The sequence below is a fragment of the Selenomonas sp. oral taxon 137 str. F0430 genome (assembly GCF_000183625.1).
Classification (GTDB): Bacteria; Bacillota; Negativicutes; order Selenomonadales; family Selenomonadaceae; genus Centipeda; species Centipeda artemidis.
The window spans coordinates 49,496-64,855 of sequence record NZ_AENV01000006.1; the positions used below are offsets into that span (position 1 = coordinate 49,496).

The following is a 15,360-nucleotide window of genomic DNA, read 5'->3' on the forward strand; positions in this document are numbered from 1 at the left end:
TGTCAGTGAAAGCAGGTTTCATCAGTCTCGGTTGTGCAAAGAACTTAGTGGATACGGAGGTTATGCTCGGCATCATGCGGGAGCACGGCATCGAACTCACGGCAGAACCAGCAGAGGCGGATATCCTGATCGTCAATACCTGCGCATTCATTCAGTCGGCGAAGGAAGAATCCATTACGACCGTGCTCGGGATGGCGGATTATAAGGAGACGGGACGCTGCCGCAGTCTCATCGTGGCGGGATGTCTCGGTCAGCGATACGGTCAGCAGCTCCTCGACGAGATCCCGGAGGCGAACGCCATCATCGGAACGGGGGCGTGGAGCCGCATCATGGAGGTTGTCGAGGAGACGCTGAAGGGACGCCGCCTTGTGATTGCGGGCGAGGACGATACCATCTACGACGCAAATACACCGCGCCTGCGGACGACGCCGAACTATACCGCCTATGTGAAAATCGCGGAGGGCTGCGATCACCGCTGCGCGTTCTGTGCGATCCCGCTCATCCGCGGCGGGTTCCGCAGCCGCGCGATGGAGGACATCGTATCCGAGGCGCGGGAGCTGGCGGAGAGCGGTGTACGCGAGCTCGTTCTCATCGCGCAGGACAGCGCGAACTATGGGCTCGATCTCTACCGCAAACCGATGCTTGCAAGTCTCCTGCGGGAGCTCGCCAAGATTGAAAAAATATCGTGGATCCGTGTGCTCTACAGCTATCCGAAATATTTCAGCGACGAACTCATCGAGGTCTTTGCCACGGAGCCTAAGGTCGTCAAATACGTTGATCTCCCGCTCCAGCACGCGCATGACGCGGTGCTGCGCTCGATGAACCGCCCCGATACGCGCGCAGGCATCGAGCGGCTCATCCAAAAACTGCGTGAGCGCATCCCGGGCGTGACGATTCGCTCGACGTTTATCGTTGGATTTCCCGGGGAGACGGACACGCATTATCAGGCGCTGCGCGATTTTGTTGAGGCACAGCGGTTCGATAAGCTCGGCATCTTTACTTACTCCGAGGAGGAGGACACGCCGGCATCGCTCATGCGTCAAAAGGTGTCCGAGGAGGTCATGCAGGAGCGGTACCATGACCTGATGAGCCTTCAGAGCAAGATTTCCGAGGAGATCAATATTTCGCTTGAAAATAAGGAGATCGACGTCCTCATCGAGGGGCGCGACAGCGAGCAACAGGGGATTGCCGTCGGGCGTTCCTATCGCGAGGCGCCCGAGGTGGACGGGCAGATTTACATCGAGGGCGACGTGGGAAGCTGTATCGGGGATATTGTGAGGGTGCGCCTGTTGCAAGGGTTTACCTACGATATTGTGGGAGAGAAGGTCAGCTGATGGCGGAGAACATTGTGGCGATTGCCGCCGAGATCGGCAGGCTGCTCGAGGAGAACGGTCTTACGATCTCCTGTGCTGAATCCTGCACAGGGGGACTGCTCACGAGTACGCTGACGGATGTGCCGGGCAGCTCCGCGTATCTGACGGGGAGCGTCGTCTCCTATACGAACGAGGTGAAAGCGCGCATTCTAGGTGTGCCGGAGGAGAGCCTTGCCTCCTGCGGCGCGGTCTCGGAACCTGTGGCGCGTGCGATGGCGGAGGGAGTACGCGCCCTCATGCGCACCGATATCGGCGTCGGCATCACGGGCATTGCAGGCCCCGGCGGCGGGACGGTGGGCAAGCCCGTCGGGCTCGTCTACATCGCCGTATCTTCACCGAGCGGCACCGTGGTCTCTGAGAACCGGTTTTTGGGGACACGCCTTGAAAATAAGCGTGCCTCTGTGGAAAAAGCATTGTGGATGACTGTGGATATGATAAGGAGTATTTCATGAAAAAACACACGAAACATATATTAGCGGCAGCCGGTATATCGCTGCTCCTTTTTGGTACAGCACATGCCGAAAACACAGTTCCGGCGACAAAGCCAATGGAGCAGGCTGTCCAGGAACATTCACAGACGGTTCTTCCGTATCTTTATGAAAGTAAGGCTTACGGCTACCGCATTATGTGCCCTAAAGCGCCTGTCGGAGTGATTCCTGCCTCAGTGCTGTATGAAGGGCGCAAGGGGGAGGTGCTGATTTTTGAAAACGAGGAATACAATATCAAGTATGCGTGGGTGGTTCTCGTGGATGCATTTTCCGCGGATGCACTGCCGGATCTGAACAGCATTGATCGGGAACAGGCAGAGACGCTTCTCAAGGGGATCATGGGCAGCAACGGCTACGAGGGCATCATGCTCGTCAATCTAACGGAGCGAAATAAGGCAATTTTTGCTATGACGGCGAAGGAAATCGAGATTGATGAGGACGGAGATGGTGTCGTCGATGCTGCGGCACACGCAGACACGCAGATGGCAGTATTGTTTTTCCGCAGTGCGAACGGGGAGCGGTACGGACTAGAGCTGATCGATAATCCGGAACTGCGCGCCGCATCGGTATCCGCGTTTGTAGAGGGGGCACGAACGCTCGCGGGAGCACAAAAATAAAAGAGCTGTTAAGGATAGGGATGAAAGATAAAGGAGAAGATTCCAAATGAAGGGTTCGTCGAAGAAAACAATGATTACTGCAGCCGTGCTTATGGCACTCTCTTCCGGTACGGCATCGGCAGCCACATCAGGGACGGTGGATTCTCAGGAGCTGTTTCACTCGAACCGGCTTGTTACGGATCAGACCCGGCAGCCGAAGATGGAGGAGAATACGGCATCGGACAGCTATGAGGCATCGATCTCCGCACAGAAAAAATCAGCGGCGGCACCCGTACAAAAACAGACGTCGCACACGGCTCCGCAGCGTGCAGCACGTCTTCATTGGGATGACGTGGATACACGTATCGCAGCGCGCAGCAATACGCCTGCATTCACGCTCTCCGCGCAGAAAGCAAAGCCCGTCATCATCACGGCGGCGGACGTGAAGCGCGAGACGAAGCAGGCGGAAAAAGAGGGGCGTGCGCCGCAGCAGCTCGTCGGTCGGACGAATATGCAGGGAGAGGGTCTTCCTCACGTAGAGGTTGTGCCGGAGAACGAGCCGCCGCGTGTCATCCCTCCGCGTCCCGCAGTTCCGTCCGTACCACCGGAAGACATGCACCGGGAACCTGCACAGAATATGCCTGTACCGCCGCCTCCCATGCAGGGATCGCAGATGCCGATAGATCATATGCATCAGCCCGCAGCACAGATGCCGACACAGGCTGCTGTCTCCGTGCCGCAGCAGAGCATGTCTATGGCAGCTGTTGGAGGGGAAGAAGCGCTGCAGAAACCGGAACGCCCTCGCTATGCGCAGATGCCGCATGAGCAGTTTACACTGAACCCTCCTGCGGATGTGCCTGCACCGCCGAAGAAACCGGAGCGATTCGATAGTCTCGATGCACCGCTCTCACAGGGGATGCGTCAGGAGGGGCATTCTCTGCAAGCGGTTCCTGAGCGTTCCGTGCGCCCCGAAGGAGTTCCTGCGCTGACACCGCGACCTCAGCAGATGCAGGATGATACACTCGCCGGCATTTCGGATGAAGTGCGCCGCCATATTCTTGCCGGTCAGCTCGCCATGGAAATTCAGTTAAAAAAAGATCCTACGGTTGAGGGAATGCGCGCACTCACACAGGTTTTGCGTGATAATACGACGCTGACAAAACTGCAAAAAATTGACTTCTTGATTGGATTTGGCCGCGCCTTACATCGCAGCGATCTTCCTCGCCAGCAGCAGTCACTTTTGATTAAGACGATTGCGGATTCGTTTTAATGCCGACACATTTTTAGAAAGTTGATCGAAAAGGGGGTGTTCTGGATGAAGCATTTTAATATTGCGGTGATCGCAGGCGACGGGATCGGACCGGAGGTCTTGGCAGAAGGCAAGAAAGTGTTCTCCGGCATTGCCGGGATGAGCGGTACGTTTACCGTCTCATTTGAGGATTTTCCATGGGGATGCGAATATTACCTCAGAACCGGAGAGATGATGCCGCCGGATGGACTCGATACGCTCCGTGCGTTCGATGCCGTCTATCTTGGTGCCGTCGGATACCCCGGCGTGCCGGATCACATATCGCTCGGCGACTTGCTCCTGCGCATTCGCCGAGGCTTTGATCAATATATCAACCTGCGCCCGGTAAAACTCCTCAAAGGAGCCCCCTGTCCGCTTGCCGGCGCTCTGCCGGACGATATCGATATGATAGTCGTGCGGGAGAACAGTGAAGGCGAATACGCCAATGTCGGCGCGCATCTCTATCCGGGGACGGAGCGGGAAATGGCGCTCCAAACGGGGGTATTCTCGCGCCACGGGTGTGAACGCGTGATTCGCTATGCCTATGAGCTGGCACGGCAAGAGAAGCGCTCTTTGACCTCAATATCGAAGGGGAACGCGCTGCGTTACTCCATGGTCTTTTGGGATCGGATTTTTGCAGAGGTGGGCGAGGACTACCCCGATGTCGAGACACATACGCTTCTCGTCGATGCGGCGAGCATGTTCTTTGTCAAAGATCCGAAACGGTTTGAGATCGTCGTGACAAGCAACCTTTTCGGTGATATTCTGACAGACCTAGGAGCTGCGATTGCAGGCGGCATGGGGCTTGCCGCCGGTGCAAACCTCAATCCGGAGCGCAGGTTCCCGTCAATGTTCGAGCCGATTCACGGCAGTGCGCCGGATATCGCGGGGCGAGGGCTTGCAAATCCTCTGGCGTCGATTTGGTCGGTGAGTCAAATGCTGGACTTTCTCAGCGAACCTCTTTGGGGCGCGCGGATTCTATCCGCCATTGAGACACTGCTCATAGAACGGCGGACGCTCACGCCTGATCTTGGCGGTACGGCGCAGACGTCGGAGATCGGCGACGCCGTATTGGAAATTTTGGCACGGACGTAACTTTTTAGGATATATGGGCGCGGGGCAGAAAGCACCTCGCGCTTTATTTACAGCGGAAGCTAGGAGCAATGTACATGACGAGACAGCCGATACGAAAAGCAGTGATTCCCGCCGCAGGATATGGCACGCGATTTCTCCCCGCGACTAAGGCGACACCGAAAGAGATGCTCCCCATCGTGGACAAGCCGACCATCCAGTATATCGTCGAGGAAGCGCTCTCGAGCGGTATTGAGGACATTCTCATCATCAGCGGACACGGGAAGCGCGCCATTGAGGATCATTTCGACGCGGCACCGGCGCTGGAACATGAACTGGAGCGCAAGGGAAAGCAGGAACTCTTGGATCTCGTACGAGAGACGACGGATGTGAACGTGCATTATGTACGCCAAAAATATATGCGAGGGCTCGGCGATGCGATCCTGTGTGCAAAGAGCTTTGTAGGGAATGAACCGTTTGCAGTTCTGCTTGGCGACGACGTGGTCTATCATCCGCAGCGCTCGGCGCTGCGCCAACTCATGGACGTCTACGAGGAGACAGGCGGCTCGGTACTTGGCTGTCAGGTTGTCGCGGACGAGCAGGTATCGTCCTATGGCATCGTTGCGGGCAAGAACCTGGGGAATGCGCGTTTGATGCGCGTTCACGATATGGTGGAAAAACCTGCGCTCGAAGAAGCGCCAAGCCGTATGGCGGTGCTCGGCAGGTATATCATATGCCCGGGGATCTTTGAGATACTAGGCAATACGACACCGGGCAAGGGCGGGGAGATCCAGCTCACGGATGCGCTCAAGGTCTTGGCACAGCGTGAAGCGGTCTATGCGTATGATTTTGAGGGACAGCGTTACGACTTGGGGGATAAACTCGGATTTTTACAGGCGACAGTAGAGTTTGCTCTGCGACGTGCGGATCTTGGGGCACCATTCCGCGACTATCTCAAAGCACTCGTGCCGACACTCTAAATAATGTGAGGCGACCTCTGTGCAGAAGGAAAATCAAGCGAATCTTGCGCTTGCCGTCAGCGTGATCGGCGCCGCGTCCACGATGGGCGGCGGCGGTATTCTCATGAGTACGCTGCATCACGGATTTCTCGCCGCGACGATCGGGGGGCTTGCCGATTGGTTTGCCATCAAGGCGATTTTCGGGCGTCCGCTCGGCATATCGCATCGGACGGATATCCTGCGGCGCAACCGGGCGCGCATTATGGAGTCCCTCGTATCGTTCTCGTCGAGCGATCTCCTCAGCCGCGATAACATCATGCAGGTTGTATCAGAGGAGAATATCGGCGCGCTCCTCGTAGAGTACTTAGAGCATCGCGGGGGGCGCGAACGGCTCGTTGATGCGGCGGTCGACATATTGCATCATATCACGGCGGGAGTGGACAGCGAGAACGCCGCGCGGGAGCTGACCCCCTATATCATACAGGCGCTGCGGAGCCTGCCTCTCGAGGATAGTCTCGCACAGCTGCTCTCCGTTCTTGCAGAGCATCCCCATGCAGATCGCGTCTTTAACGTATTCGTTCGCATGGGGCGCCGCATCATACGGACGGATGCCTTTCAGGAACTGCTGCATGAGAACGTTGCCTCCATGCGTGCGGAGTATGAGGGGGACGGTATGATACGCGCCTTTGTCCTGTCATTTTTCGACGACGCGATGATTGTCGAAGGATTGACCGACTACCTTGACGAGATGCTCGAGAGCGCGCTCGAAGCGGAGCATTGGCGCCATATCGACGGCGTGGCGGCGCTTGGCACGTTTGTCACCGCCGTTCGGAGCGATCCTGCGCTGCGTGATATACTGTATCAATATAAGATACATCTTGCCGAACATATTGACATCGCGTCAATGATTGTCGACTTTATCGAAACGCGGGTCAAAGGCGCACGTCCGTTTTGGGTTCCTTACCTCAAGCAGCTCCTCAATGAAAAATTAGATACCTTCGTACACTCCGCCGCGTGGCAGAGCCGCGCGGATCGCTTCGTGAAGGGGTTGATCGCCGCGGAGATCGACAAGCATCACGATCTCGTCGCAGTATTTGTGCGCGAATATCTGAGCAAAAAAAGCGACGACGAGCTGATCGCGTTCATCGAACGAAAGGTGCGCGGCGATCTTCAGATGATCCGCGTCAACGGTGCCGTGGTCGGGGCTATTGTCGGCATGGGGCTCTCTCTGTGCGTGACCCTCGCGGAAAGGATGTGGGGACTATGATGCGCTCTCTGAACACTGCGGACAGGGCGTTGCTCCTCTCCTTCCTCTGTTTCCTCATTTCGCTCTATTTGCATCTTTCCTATCCCGGCGCCGTATGGGCGGGCGGTTTGCTCGCCGTCAGCGAGGCGGCGCTCGTCGGCGGGGCGGCGGACTGGTTCGCCGTGACCGCACTTTTTAAGAAGCCGCTCGGATTCCCGTACCACACGGCGCTGCTCCCGCGCCGCCGTGCGGGATTCATTCACGCGATTGTCGTGATGGTACAGAAGGAATTTTTCTCACGGCGCAAAATCTTCCGCCATATTGAAAAAATTCATCTTGTCCCGATGATGCAGGCATACCTCCGGTGTCCCGAGACAGAAGAAGGGCTGACGAATACTGTCATGCATTTCCTCCGTGCATCCTTCCTGCGCGGGCACAATACGAAGATGATTTCCTATTTGTCCGGACGTATTAAAAATCTCGTTTTGCAGGAGAATATCGCCGCACTGATCGATCGGATCGTCGACACCTCCAAAAAAAATGCATGGGATCGCAGCGGTCTTGTAAAACTTGCTGTCCTGCTCAAAAAAGAAGCACTCACCGAGGAGATGTGGCATTCGATTCGAGATGCGCTGGAACGTATGGAGCACGAAAAATTAGGGGATGGATTTCTCTCGCGTCTCCTCGAGTTGACGAATACCGTCAATTTGGAAGAGGGTGCCTCCCTCATTCAACGCCATATCTGCACGGCGCTCGACGAGATCGCGGCGGACGGCTCGCCATTGCAGGAGAAGGCGCTGTCGCTTTGCAGAGCATGTCTTTTGGATCTGCGCAGGGACGAGGAGATCCTTTCTCTTGCACGCGAACTGCAAGTGCGCATCGCGGATGAACTGCCCATAGAGGAGACGCTGAAACGTCTCTTTGATCAGATGCGCAGACATTTCGAAGAGGATCGTGCACGACATGTGGACGCCGTTGAAGAGCATATGCCAGAACTCTATACACATCTGCGCAGCATCATCCGGGTGGAATATCGGCACATGCTTTCCCTCATCGAGCAGAGCCCCGATCTGCAAAAGATCATCACAAAGGTTTTGTACGACCTGCTCGCGCGCTCCGCGCTCCATGCGCAGACGCTCGTCGGCGTCATCGTTGAGAATGTGCTCGCACGGCTGACGGACGATGAGCTCAATCGGCTCGTCTACGATAAGGTCGAGCAGGATTTCCTGTGGATTCGCGTGAACGGCTCGCTCGTCGGCGGATGCATCGGCGGGCTTCTCTTTATTGTTTCCTATTTTGCCGTATAAAAAATCGGCTGCATGGAAGTTTTTCCATGCAGCCGATTTTACATGCACCGTATTAGATAAAATACATCAGGCTGTCGTCCGTTTCCTCATGGTTCAGTGCGGTGAGAAGATCCTCGAGACTGATGCCGCGCAGTGTCTCAAGGATGCTTCGATCGAGTTCGTCAAAGACGCAGCGCGAGAGCATACGGTTGAGCGCGTCCATTTTATCCGTCGCGGGACCCGCTTTTTCAATCAGCGAGATCTCGATGGAGGAGAGCACATCGTACGCGTTGATCTCGCGCGGATGGCGTGAGAGCTGATAGCCGCCCTGCGAGCCCTTGATGGAATTGACGAGCCGGCTGCGCTTGAGGAGCGAGAATACCTGCTCGAGATATATCTTCGAGATGCCGAGATGTTCGGAGATGCTGATGATGGTGATGGGGGAGGAGGCATCGTAATTGCGGGCAAGAAAAACCATCGCGGCAATGCCATACCGTCCCTTCGCGGAAATTTTCATGACGTGAGCCTCTTTTCATAAAACCTATTTTTTATATATACATAATAGGTTAATATAGAGAAAATGTCAATAAAAAATCCCGTCTTCTTTGCCGGAAGAGGGGATTTTTATATTGCTTTGTGTTCGTGCACTTAACGCTTCGAGAACTGCGAAGCCTTGCGCGCTTTCTTGAGACCGTACTTGCGGCGTTCCTTCTCACGCGGGTCACGCGTGACGAAGCCCGCCTTCTTCAGTGCCGGGCGAAGCTCCGCGTCCATCTCGATGAGGGCGCGCGTGATGCCGTGGCGGATCGCGCCTGCCTGACCGGATGCGCCGCCGCCTGCAACATTGGCAATGACGTCATATTTATCAACCGTCTCCGTCAGGTTCAGCGGCTGGCGAACGATCAGCTCGAGAGTCTTAAGACCAAAGTATTCGGACATATCGCGACCGTTGATCGTCACCTTGCCGTCGCCTGGAACGAGGCGAACGCGGGCGACAGAGGTCTTGCGGCGTCCCGTGCCGTAGTAAGTAACTTGTGCCATTGAACAGATTCCTCCTTTTTACGAAACTCAGCGAATGTCAAACGACAGCGGTTCCGGCTTCTGCGCCGCATGGGGATGCTCTGCGCCGACATATACGTTCAGCTTGCGGAACATCTGCGCGCCGAGGCTGTTCTTCGGCAGCATACCCTTAACGGCATGTTCAATGACGCGGGTAGGGAATCGTTGGAGCATCTGACCGGCAGTCGTGAACGTCGTGCCGCCCTGATAGCCGGAGTGACGGAAATAGGTCTTGTCCGTCAGCTTCTTTCCCGTGAACTTTACTTTTTCAGCATTGATAACAATGACATAATCACCGGTGTCGACATGCGGCGTGTAAATGGGCTTATTCTTACCGCGAAGAATCTTCGCGATCTCCGCTGCAAGGCGTCCGACCGTCTGATTCTCGGCGTCTACAACATACCACTTGCGCTCAACATCGGAAGCTTTTGCCATAACCGTGGTTTTCACGTAATTCCCCCCTAGAGAGATAAGAGTTTTTTATGTGTTGATGCGATATACACTCACGACTCCGGGGCTAATGGATACATGAAAAATATCACACGTTGCTATTCTATGAAATTTCATCCGGATTGTCAAGGATTGTTAAGAAATTTTGTCCATTGCGCGCTTTACTTTCTCGGCGACACCGTGCATCTTATCCTTTGGCACGGAGCATGCCGCGATGCGCACGCCCATTTTGAGGGGCACGGCGAAGATGAGATCTTCGTGGAGGCGGTCGCAGACCGCCTGCGGATCGTCCGTGGGAACGGCGAGGAAGAAGCCGCCCTTGTAGGGCAGTGCGGGGAGTCCGCACGCCGCCGCTTCCTGCATGAAGATGTCGCCGCGTTCCTGTACGAGCCGATAAAGCGCGTCGCGCTCCCCCTCATATGCGGCATAGGCGGCTTTGTCCTGCTCGATGCGCGTGAGGAGCGTCATAGCGCCGCGGTTGATGTTCGACCACGTTGCGCGCGCGGAGTATTTCGTGATTTCGCTGAACTCTGCGATCACGGATTGATTCGACGAGAGGGCGATGAGTGCGCCGCAGCGCTGCCCGTAGAACGTGTATGCCTTGGACATGGAGAATGCAAAGAGGACGAGGATGTTCTCGGGAAGCCCCGCGAATTTCTGCATGAATGCGCGCGTTGCGACTTTTTCGCCGGCAAAGTCGATGTAGGCGATGTCGACGAGCAACTCAATCTTTTTCCCTGCCGCCGCATATTTCTTTACAACGTCCAAGACGTGATCCCAATCGGATGCCGAGAGACTGTATCCCGTCGGATTATGCGCGGGCGTGTTGAGGATGATGAGCAGACTGTCCTGTACGCGCAGAAGTTCGTCGACCGACGCGGCGAACGCTTCGTGATTGAAATTGTTCTGCGCGTCGAACAACGTAAAATTCGTGATGGAACAGCCGAGTTCTTGACAGATCACGCCGTAAGTGCCCCAGAACCAATCGGAGGTCAGCACCTTGTCGCCCTTTTCCACATAGTTCGCGACCACGAGACGCAGTGCCCCCGTGCCGCCGGCGGATGCGATCGCACCGAGGTATCCGTTCGGGCGATTGCCGGCAAAGGTGATGTCGATGACCGCATCGAGATATGCGGGCAGTCCTGCGATCGGAGCGTAGGCGATATAATCCTCAATGGGGAGGGCGCGGAAGATGCGCTCCACGGTCGGCAGATGCGCCAGTTTCCCCGCGTCATCCATGACTGCGCCGATCGTGGCGTTCGTCACGCGATCCTCGCCATACTTTTCACTCGCGGCACGACATGCCGCGCTCGCGCCGAAAATCGCGTCCTTTAATTGCTTTCCGGCTGCATGGGATGCCGCCATCTGAAATGCCATGTTAAATACACTCTCCTTCATTATATTGCGTCGCATGAATCATAGCGCGTTATTGGGGCGATGTCCACGGCACACGGGAGTGTATACAAGTATTCAACGCCGCCGGTCGGTATATCCTGCGCGCACATCAATGCGCGTCGGGGAAGAACTCGTCGTGAATTACGTTGACGGCTTCCTTTACGCTGCCGCCCTTGATGAGACAGGAGATGCTGATCTCAGAGGTGCTGATGATCTCAATGTTGATTTTCGTGCGCGAGAGTGCGCCGAACATGCGCGCGGCGATCCCGGGACTGCCGAGCATCCCCGCGCCGACGATGGAGACTTTTGCCACGTCGTTGTCGATGAGCACGGAGGACGCGTTGATTTTATCCGCGATGCGTTCGACGACCTGTTTTGCCTCCGGCGCGTCGATGGAGGCGACGGTGAAGATCATATCGGTGATGTTGGACTCGGCGCTGCGCAGGCTCTGCACGATCATATCGACGTCGATGTTCGCGTCCGCCAGCGCTGAGAAAATCTCGTGCGCGACGCCCGGGACATTGGCAACGCCGAGGACGGCGACCTTCGAAACGTGCTCGTCATGCGTCACACCGCGAATGATAAAGGACTTCTCTTCCACTGTATATTCCTCCCTAATGATCGTGCCGGGTTCTGTCGTAAATGTCGAACGGACATGGATGGGGATCTTGTAGAGCTGTCCCATCTCCACGGAGCGCGGCTGCATGACGCCCGCGCCGAGACGCGCCATCTCGAGCATCTCGTTGTATGTGATCTCGCGCATACGGCGCGCACCCCGCGCGATGCGCGGATCGGCGGAGTAGATTCCGTCGACGTCCGTGTAGATCTCGCAGGTATCGGCGCCGATCGCTCCCGCAATCGCAACGGCGGAGGTGTCGGAGCCGCCGCGCCCGAGCGTCACGGGATTACCCGCGGGATCGGTTCCTTGGAATCCGGCGATGACGACGATATTTCCTTTGTCCAGTTCCTGATGCACACGCGCCGGCTCGATCCCGATGATGCGCCCCTTCGTGTGCGCGCTGTCCGTTTTCATCCCTGCCATCGCGCCCGTGAGCGAGATAGCGGGCTGTCCCATGGAGCGAAACGCCATCGTGAGCAGCGCGATAGAGACCTGCTCGCCCGTCGTCATGAGCATGTCCATTTCGCGCGCGTATTGATACGGCGTGTCAGCCACTTGCTCCGCCAGCGCGATCAGATCGTCCGTCGTATCGCCCATCGCCGAGACCACCATGACAATCCGATCGTCGGGGGCTTTTTCGCTGAGGATGCGCTTTGCGACGTTCTTTATCTTCTCGGGCGTCGCAACCGAACTTCCGCCAAATTTCTTTACAATAAGTGCCATATCGCGTCCCCCTAAGGATCATAATTTTTATGATGAATTGATGAACGCATTATACAAGAAATTAGCGGTTGTGTCTATAAGCCTTTTATATCAAGGGTTGATGCGCCGCAGTTTGTTGCATTGATTCGGATACATAATTTTTCTCCGCTGGCAGTACTTGTAATTTAGCCAACGTAACCTATTGTATTTTTCCGATAAAATCTCATGGAAAAATAAACTTGCGTATGATATACTGACGTAGCATATTCTGTGTAAGCATATATGCAACCGGAATTATACTTAAGCGATGTATTTTCATCTGATGGAAGGAGACTCCTTTTACAATGTTTGGTCTTTTTGGTGGACACGATATGGGCATCGATCTCGGTACTGCAAATACACTGGTGCATGTAAAGGGCAGGGGAATCGTACTGCGCGAGCCCTCCGTTGTTGCGATAAAGAATGATACGGGAGATGTGCTTGCCGTCGGCGAGGAAGCAAAGCAGATGATCGGGCGTACACCCGGCAATATTGTCGCGATTCGTCCAATGAAGGACGGCGTGATTGCGGATTTTGACGTGACGCAGGCGATGCTGAAATACTTCATTCGAAAGGCAATGCGCTCAAAGTCGTTTGTCCGTCCGCGTGTGGTGGTCGGTGTTCCGTCAGGAGTCACGGAGGTAGAAAAGCGTGCGGTCATCGATGCTGCACAACAGGCAGGCGCACGCGAAGCATATCTAATTGAGGAGCCGATGGCTGCGGCGATCGGTGCGGGGCTTCCGGTCGAAGAGGCAACGGGCAGTATGGTCGTTGATATCGGCGGGGGTACGACGGAGATCGCCGTGATTTCGCTCGGCGGCATCGTGACGAGCCGATCTATTCGAATCGGCGGCGACGAGATGGACTCTGCAATTGTGCAGTACATCAAGCGCATGTATAATCTCATGATCGGTGAGCGCACGGCGGAGGAGATTAAGATCACGGTTGGCACCGCGATTGTAACGCCGGACATGGATCGTACGATGGATATTCGAGGGCGGGATCTTGTAAGCGGTCTCCCAAAGACCCTGACGATTCATGCGAAGGAAATTCGGGAAGCACTGAACGAGCCGATCTACAAGATCATCGATGCAGTGAAGACCACACTCGAAAAGACGCCCCCGGAACTCGCAGCAGACGTCATGGATCACGGCATCATGATGACGGGCGGCGGTGCTCTCCTGACGAACCTCGATAAGCTTCTTTCACACGAGACGGGAATGCCTGTTCTCGTTTCGGAGGACGCGCTCTCCTGCGTTGGCGAGGGGACGGGGCGGACACTTGAGAACATTGGTCTCCTCAAGAGTGTTGTCATGGCATCGAAGAAACTGAAACAATGATTGACAGACTCGGACGGGCAAGGCAGTCGGGACCAAAGATCTGGGCGTTGCTCTTCGTTCTGTTGGCTCTGTTCTGCATCATTTTCTTTGCCGCACGAGGGCGGTTTCAAGCATCCGCATCGACGAGTACAGTGGGCACGGTGCTCGCACCGTTCGAGATGGCAGCCTCATGGTGCAGCAGCCGGATTAGGTCACTGACGTCGAATATTTGGGAGATCGCAACGGTACATGAGCAGAATAAAATGCTCAAAAACGAGATCGAGCAGCTGCGGCAGGAGAATACTGCGGCAGAGGAGTATGCTGCTGAAAATATGCGCCTGCGCGAACTCCTCTCGTATAAGGAGTCTGTGCATCAGTTTGATCTCCTTGCTGCACGTGTGATCGGACGTGACGCGGCGTTCTGGACGAGCACAATCGTGGTCGACCGTGGCGCAAAGGACGGCGTTCGAGAGAACATGCCAGTCGTTACGGGCAAAGGTCTTGTGGGGCGCATTATGGAGGTCGGCCCGGTCTCGTCCAAAGTACAGCTTATCCTTGATGTGCGCTCCTCTGTCGGAACACTCATTCAGCGCGCCGATTCACGTGTGAACGGCATTGTCACAGGGACGCTGGACAATCCGTATATGCCGCAGATGGTCAATATCCCGCGCAATGCCGATGTTGAGGACGGCGACGCCGTTGTGACGTCGGGCTTTGGTGGGGTCTATCCGAAGGGGCTCATGGTCGGTCATGTTGCTGCACAGAAGAGCGATGACAGTGGACTCCTGAAAGTTGCTGTCATTGAGACGGCGGTGGATTTTCAGCGCCTCGAGGATGTGGCGATCATCACAGCATCACGTGAGGCACCGCCCGATCCTATCCAAGCGATGCCCTTGAGCCCGGGGGCTGCCGCAGCGGCAGAGATTTCGGCGGCACAGGCAAAATCGGTACAGACAAAGGCGGAGTCGCAGTGAAGAAATATCGATTTTTAATCCTGTTTTTCATTGCCCTCTTTGTCTTACAGTTTTCCTTTATGCCGTTTATCGCTGTATATGGTGTGGTTCCGGATTTACTTCTCTTGGCGACAGTGTCTTATGCATTCCTGCGCGGCAGTGCAAGGGGGAGCTTGGTCGGCTTTTCTCTCGGGTTGCTGGAGGATCTCAGTATCGGTTCTTTTTTTGGACTGCATGCCTTCACATTGACGCTCATCGGGCTTTTCTTTGGCAGGTTTTCTGACCGCGTATTCAAAGAACAGTTTTTTTGCCGATTACGGCGTCCATTGCGGCGACAATCGCTCAATATGTGATTTCAGCACTGATCGTGTATTTACTCGGCTATCGGTACAATCCGTTTTTGCACATGGGGCGCGTACTCTTTTTATTGCTGATCTTTCAGCTGATTTTCGCCTATCCGATTCATTGGATGACGTTTCGGCTCGATAAACATATGAGTCAGCCAAAGCGTTAGGAA

Annotated in this window: 15 protein-coding genes and 1 pseudogene; 11 read left to right on the forward strand and 5 right to left on the reverse strand. The window is 55.5% G+C overall.

From position 1 onward, the window contains the following. Window positions 1-5 precede the first annotated feature (5 nt). From rimO to HMPREF9162_RS04070, 8 genes are all read left to right on the forward strand, one after another. Window positions 6-1,334 (forward strand): 30S ribosomal protein S12 methylthiotransferase RimO, encoded by a 1,329-nt coding sequence (gene rimO / locus HMPREF9162_RS04035; RefSeq protein WP_009438379.1) that lies wholly within the window; start codon window positions 6-8, stop codon window positions 1,332-1,334. Then, a complete protein-coding gene (locus HMPREF9162_RS04040) occupies window positions 1,334-1,825 on the forward strand; it encodes a CinA family protein (protein ID WP_009438330.1) in 492 nt (163 codons plus the stop codon). Before rimO ends, HMPREF9162_RS04040 begins: the two co-directional genes overlap by 1 nt. After that, window positions 1,822-2,478, forward strand: coding sequence for a hypothetical protein (locus HMPREF9162_RS04045; RefSeq protein ID WP_009438416.1), 657 nt, complete (start codon window positions 1,822-1,824; stop codon window positions 2,476-2,478). Before HMPREF9162_RS04040 ends, HMPREF9162_RS04045 begins: the two co-directional genes overlap by 4 nt. A 46-nt stretch (window positions 2,479-2,524) precedes the next feature. Beyond that, on the forward strand, window positions 2,525-3,727 hold the full coding sequence (locus HMPREF9162_RS04050; RefSeq protein ID WP_009438534.1) for a hypothetical protein: 1,203 nt from the start codon (window positions 2,525-2,527) through the stop codon (window positions 3,725-3,727). 45 nt (window positions 3,728-3,772) lie between these two features. Then, a complete protein-coding gene (locus HMPREF9162_RS04055) occupies window positions 3,773-4,840 on the forward strand; it encodes a tartrate dehydrogenase (protein WP_009348665.1) in 1,068 nt (355 codons plus the stop codon). Window positions 4,841-4,914: 74 nt separating this feature from the next. Then, window positions 4,915-5,796 carry a UTP--glucose-1-phosphate uridylyltransferase GalU gene (galU, locus tag HMPREF9162_RS04060; RefSeq protein ID WP_009438390.1) on the forward strand — a complete coding sequence of 294 codons (882 nt, stop codon included), beginning with the start codon at window positions 4,915-4,917 and terminating at the stop codon, window positions 5,794-5,796. A gap of 19 nt (window positions 5,797-5,815) precedes the next feature. Then, the gene (locus HMPREF9162_RS04065) at window positions 5,816-7,042 is read left to right on the forward strand and encodes a DUF445 domain-containing protein (RefSeq protein WP_009438340.1); all 1,227 of its coding nucleotides are present in this window, start codon (window positions 5,816-5,818) and stop codon (window positions 7,040-7,042) included. Continuing rightward, window positions 7,039-8,328, forward strand: coding sequence for a DUF445 family protein (locus tag HMPREF9162_RS04070; protein ID WP_009438525.1), 1,290 nt, complete (start codon window positions 7,039-7,041; stop codon window positions 8,326-8,328). The genes HMPREF9162_RS04065 and HMPREF9162_RS04070 overlap by 4 nt, the downstream gene beginning before the upstream one ends. A 52-nt stretch (window positions 8,329-8,380) precedes the next feature. Here HMPREF9162_RS04070 and HMPREF9162_RS04075 read toward each other — a convergent pair whose 3' ends face one another. The 5 genes from HMPREF9162_RS04075 to HMPREF9162_RS04095 form a co-directional block, all read right to left on the reverse strand. Further along, on the reverse strand, window positions 8,381-8,824 hold the full coding sequence (locus HMPREF9162_RS04075; protein WP_009348670.1) for an Rrf2 family transcriptional regulator: 444 nt from the start codon (window positions 8,822-8,824) through the stop codon (window positions 8,381-8,383). 131 nt (window positions 8,825-8,955) lie between these two features. Then, window positions 8,956-9,348: a 30S ribosomal protein S9 gene (gene rpsI / locus HMPREF9162_RS04080; protein ID WP_009348672.1), complete on the reverse strand. Its 393-nt coding sequence runs from the start codon at window positions 9,346-9,348 to the stop codon at window positions 8,956-8,958. Window positions 9,349-9,375: 27 nt separating this feature from the next. After that, the gene (gene rplM, locus HMPREF9162_RS04085; RefSeq protein WP_009348673.1) at window positions 9,376-9,801 is read right to left on the reverse strand and encodes a 50S ribosomal protein L13; all 426 of its coding nucleotides are present in this window, start codon (window positions 9,799-9,801) and stop codon (window positions 9,376-9,378) included. A 150-nt stretch (window positions 9,802-9,951) separates the two neighbouring features. Beyond that, window positions 9,952-11,193, reverse strand: a complete 1,242-nt coding sequence (locus tag HMPREF9162_RS04090) for an aminotransferase class I/II-fold pyridoxal phosphate-dependent enzyme (RefSeq protein WP_037350195.1) — start codon at window positions 11,191-11,193, stop codon at window positions 9,952-9,954. Window positions 11,194-11,320: 127 nt separating this feature from the next. Next, entirely contained in the window at window positions 11,321-12,553 is a 1,233-nt protein-coding gene (locus tag HMPREF9162_RS04095; protein ID WP_009438570.1) for an aspartate kinase, read from the reverse strand. 323 nt (window positions 12,554-12,876) lie between these two features. Between HMPREF9162_RS04095 and HMPREF9162_RS04100 the strand changes: the two genes are divergently transcribed. The 3 genes and pseudogenes from HMPREF9162_RS04100 to mreD all read left to right on the forward strand — a co-directional run bounded on the left by HMPREF9162_RS04100 (window position 12,877) and on the right by mreD (window position 15,357). Continuing rightward, window positions 12,877-13,911: a rod shape-determining protein gene (locus HMPREF9162_RS04100; RefSeq protein ID WP_009348678.1), complete on the forward strand. Its 1,035-nt coding sequence runs from the start codon at window positions 12,877-12,879 to the stop codon at window positions 13,909-13,911. Beyond that, a complete protein-coding gene (gene mreC, locus HMPREF9162_RS04105) occupies window positions 13,908-14,864 on the forward strand; it encodes a rod shape-determining protein MreC (RefSeq protein WP_009438334.1) in 957 nt (318 codons plus the stop codon). Before HMPREF9162_RS04100 ends, mreC begins: the two co-directional genes overlap by 4 nt. Then, window positions 14,861-15,357: pseudogene (gene mreD / locus HMPREF9162_RS04110) on the forward strand (rod shape-determining protein MreD). The gene mreC and the pseudogene mreD overlap by 4 nt, the downstream one beginning before the upstream one ends. Window positions 15,358-15,360 lie beyond the last annotated feature (3 nt).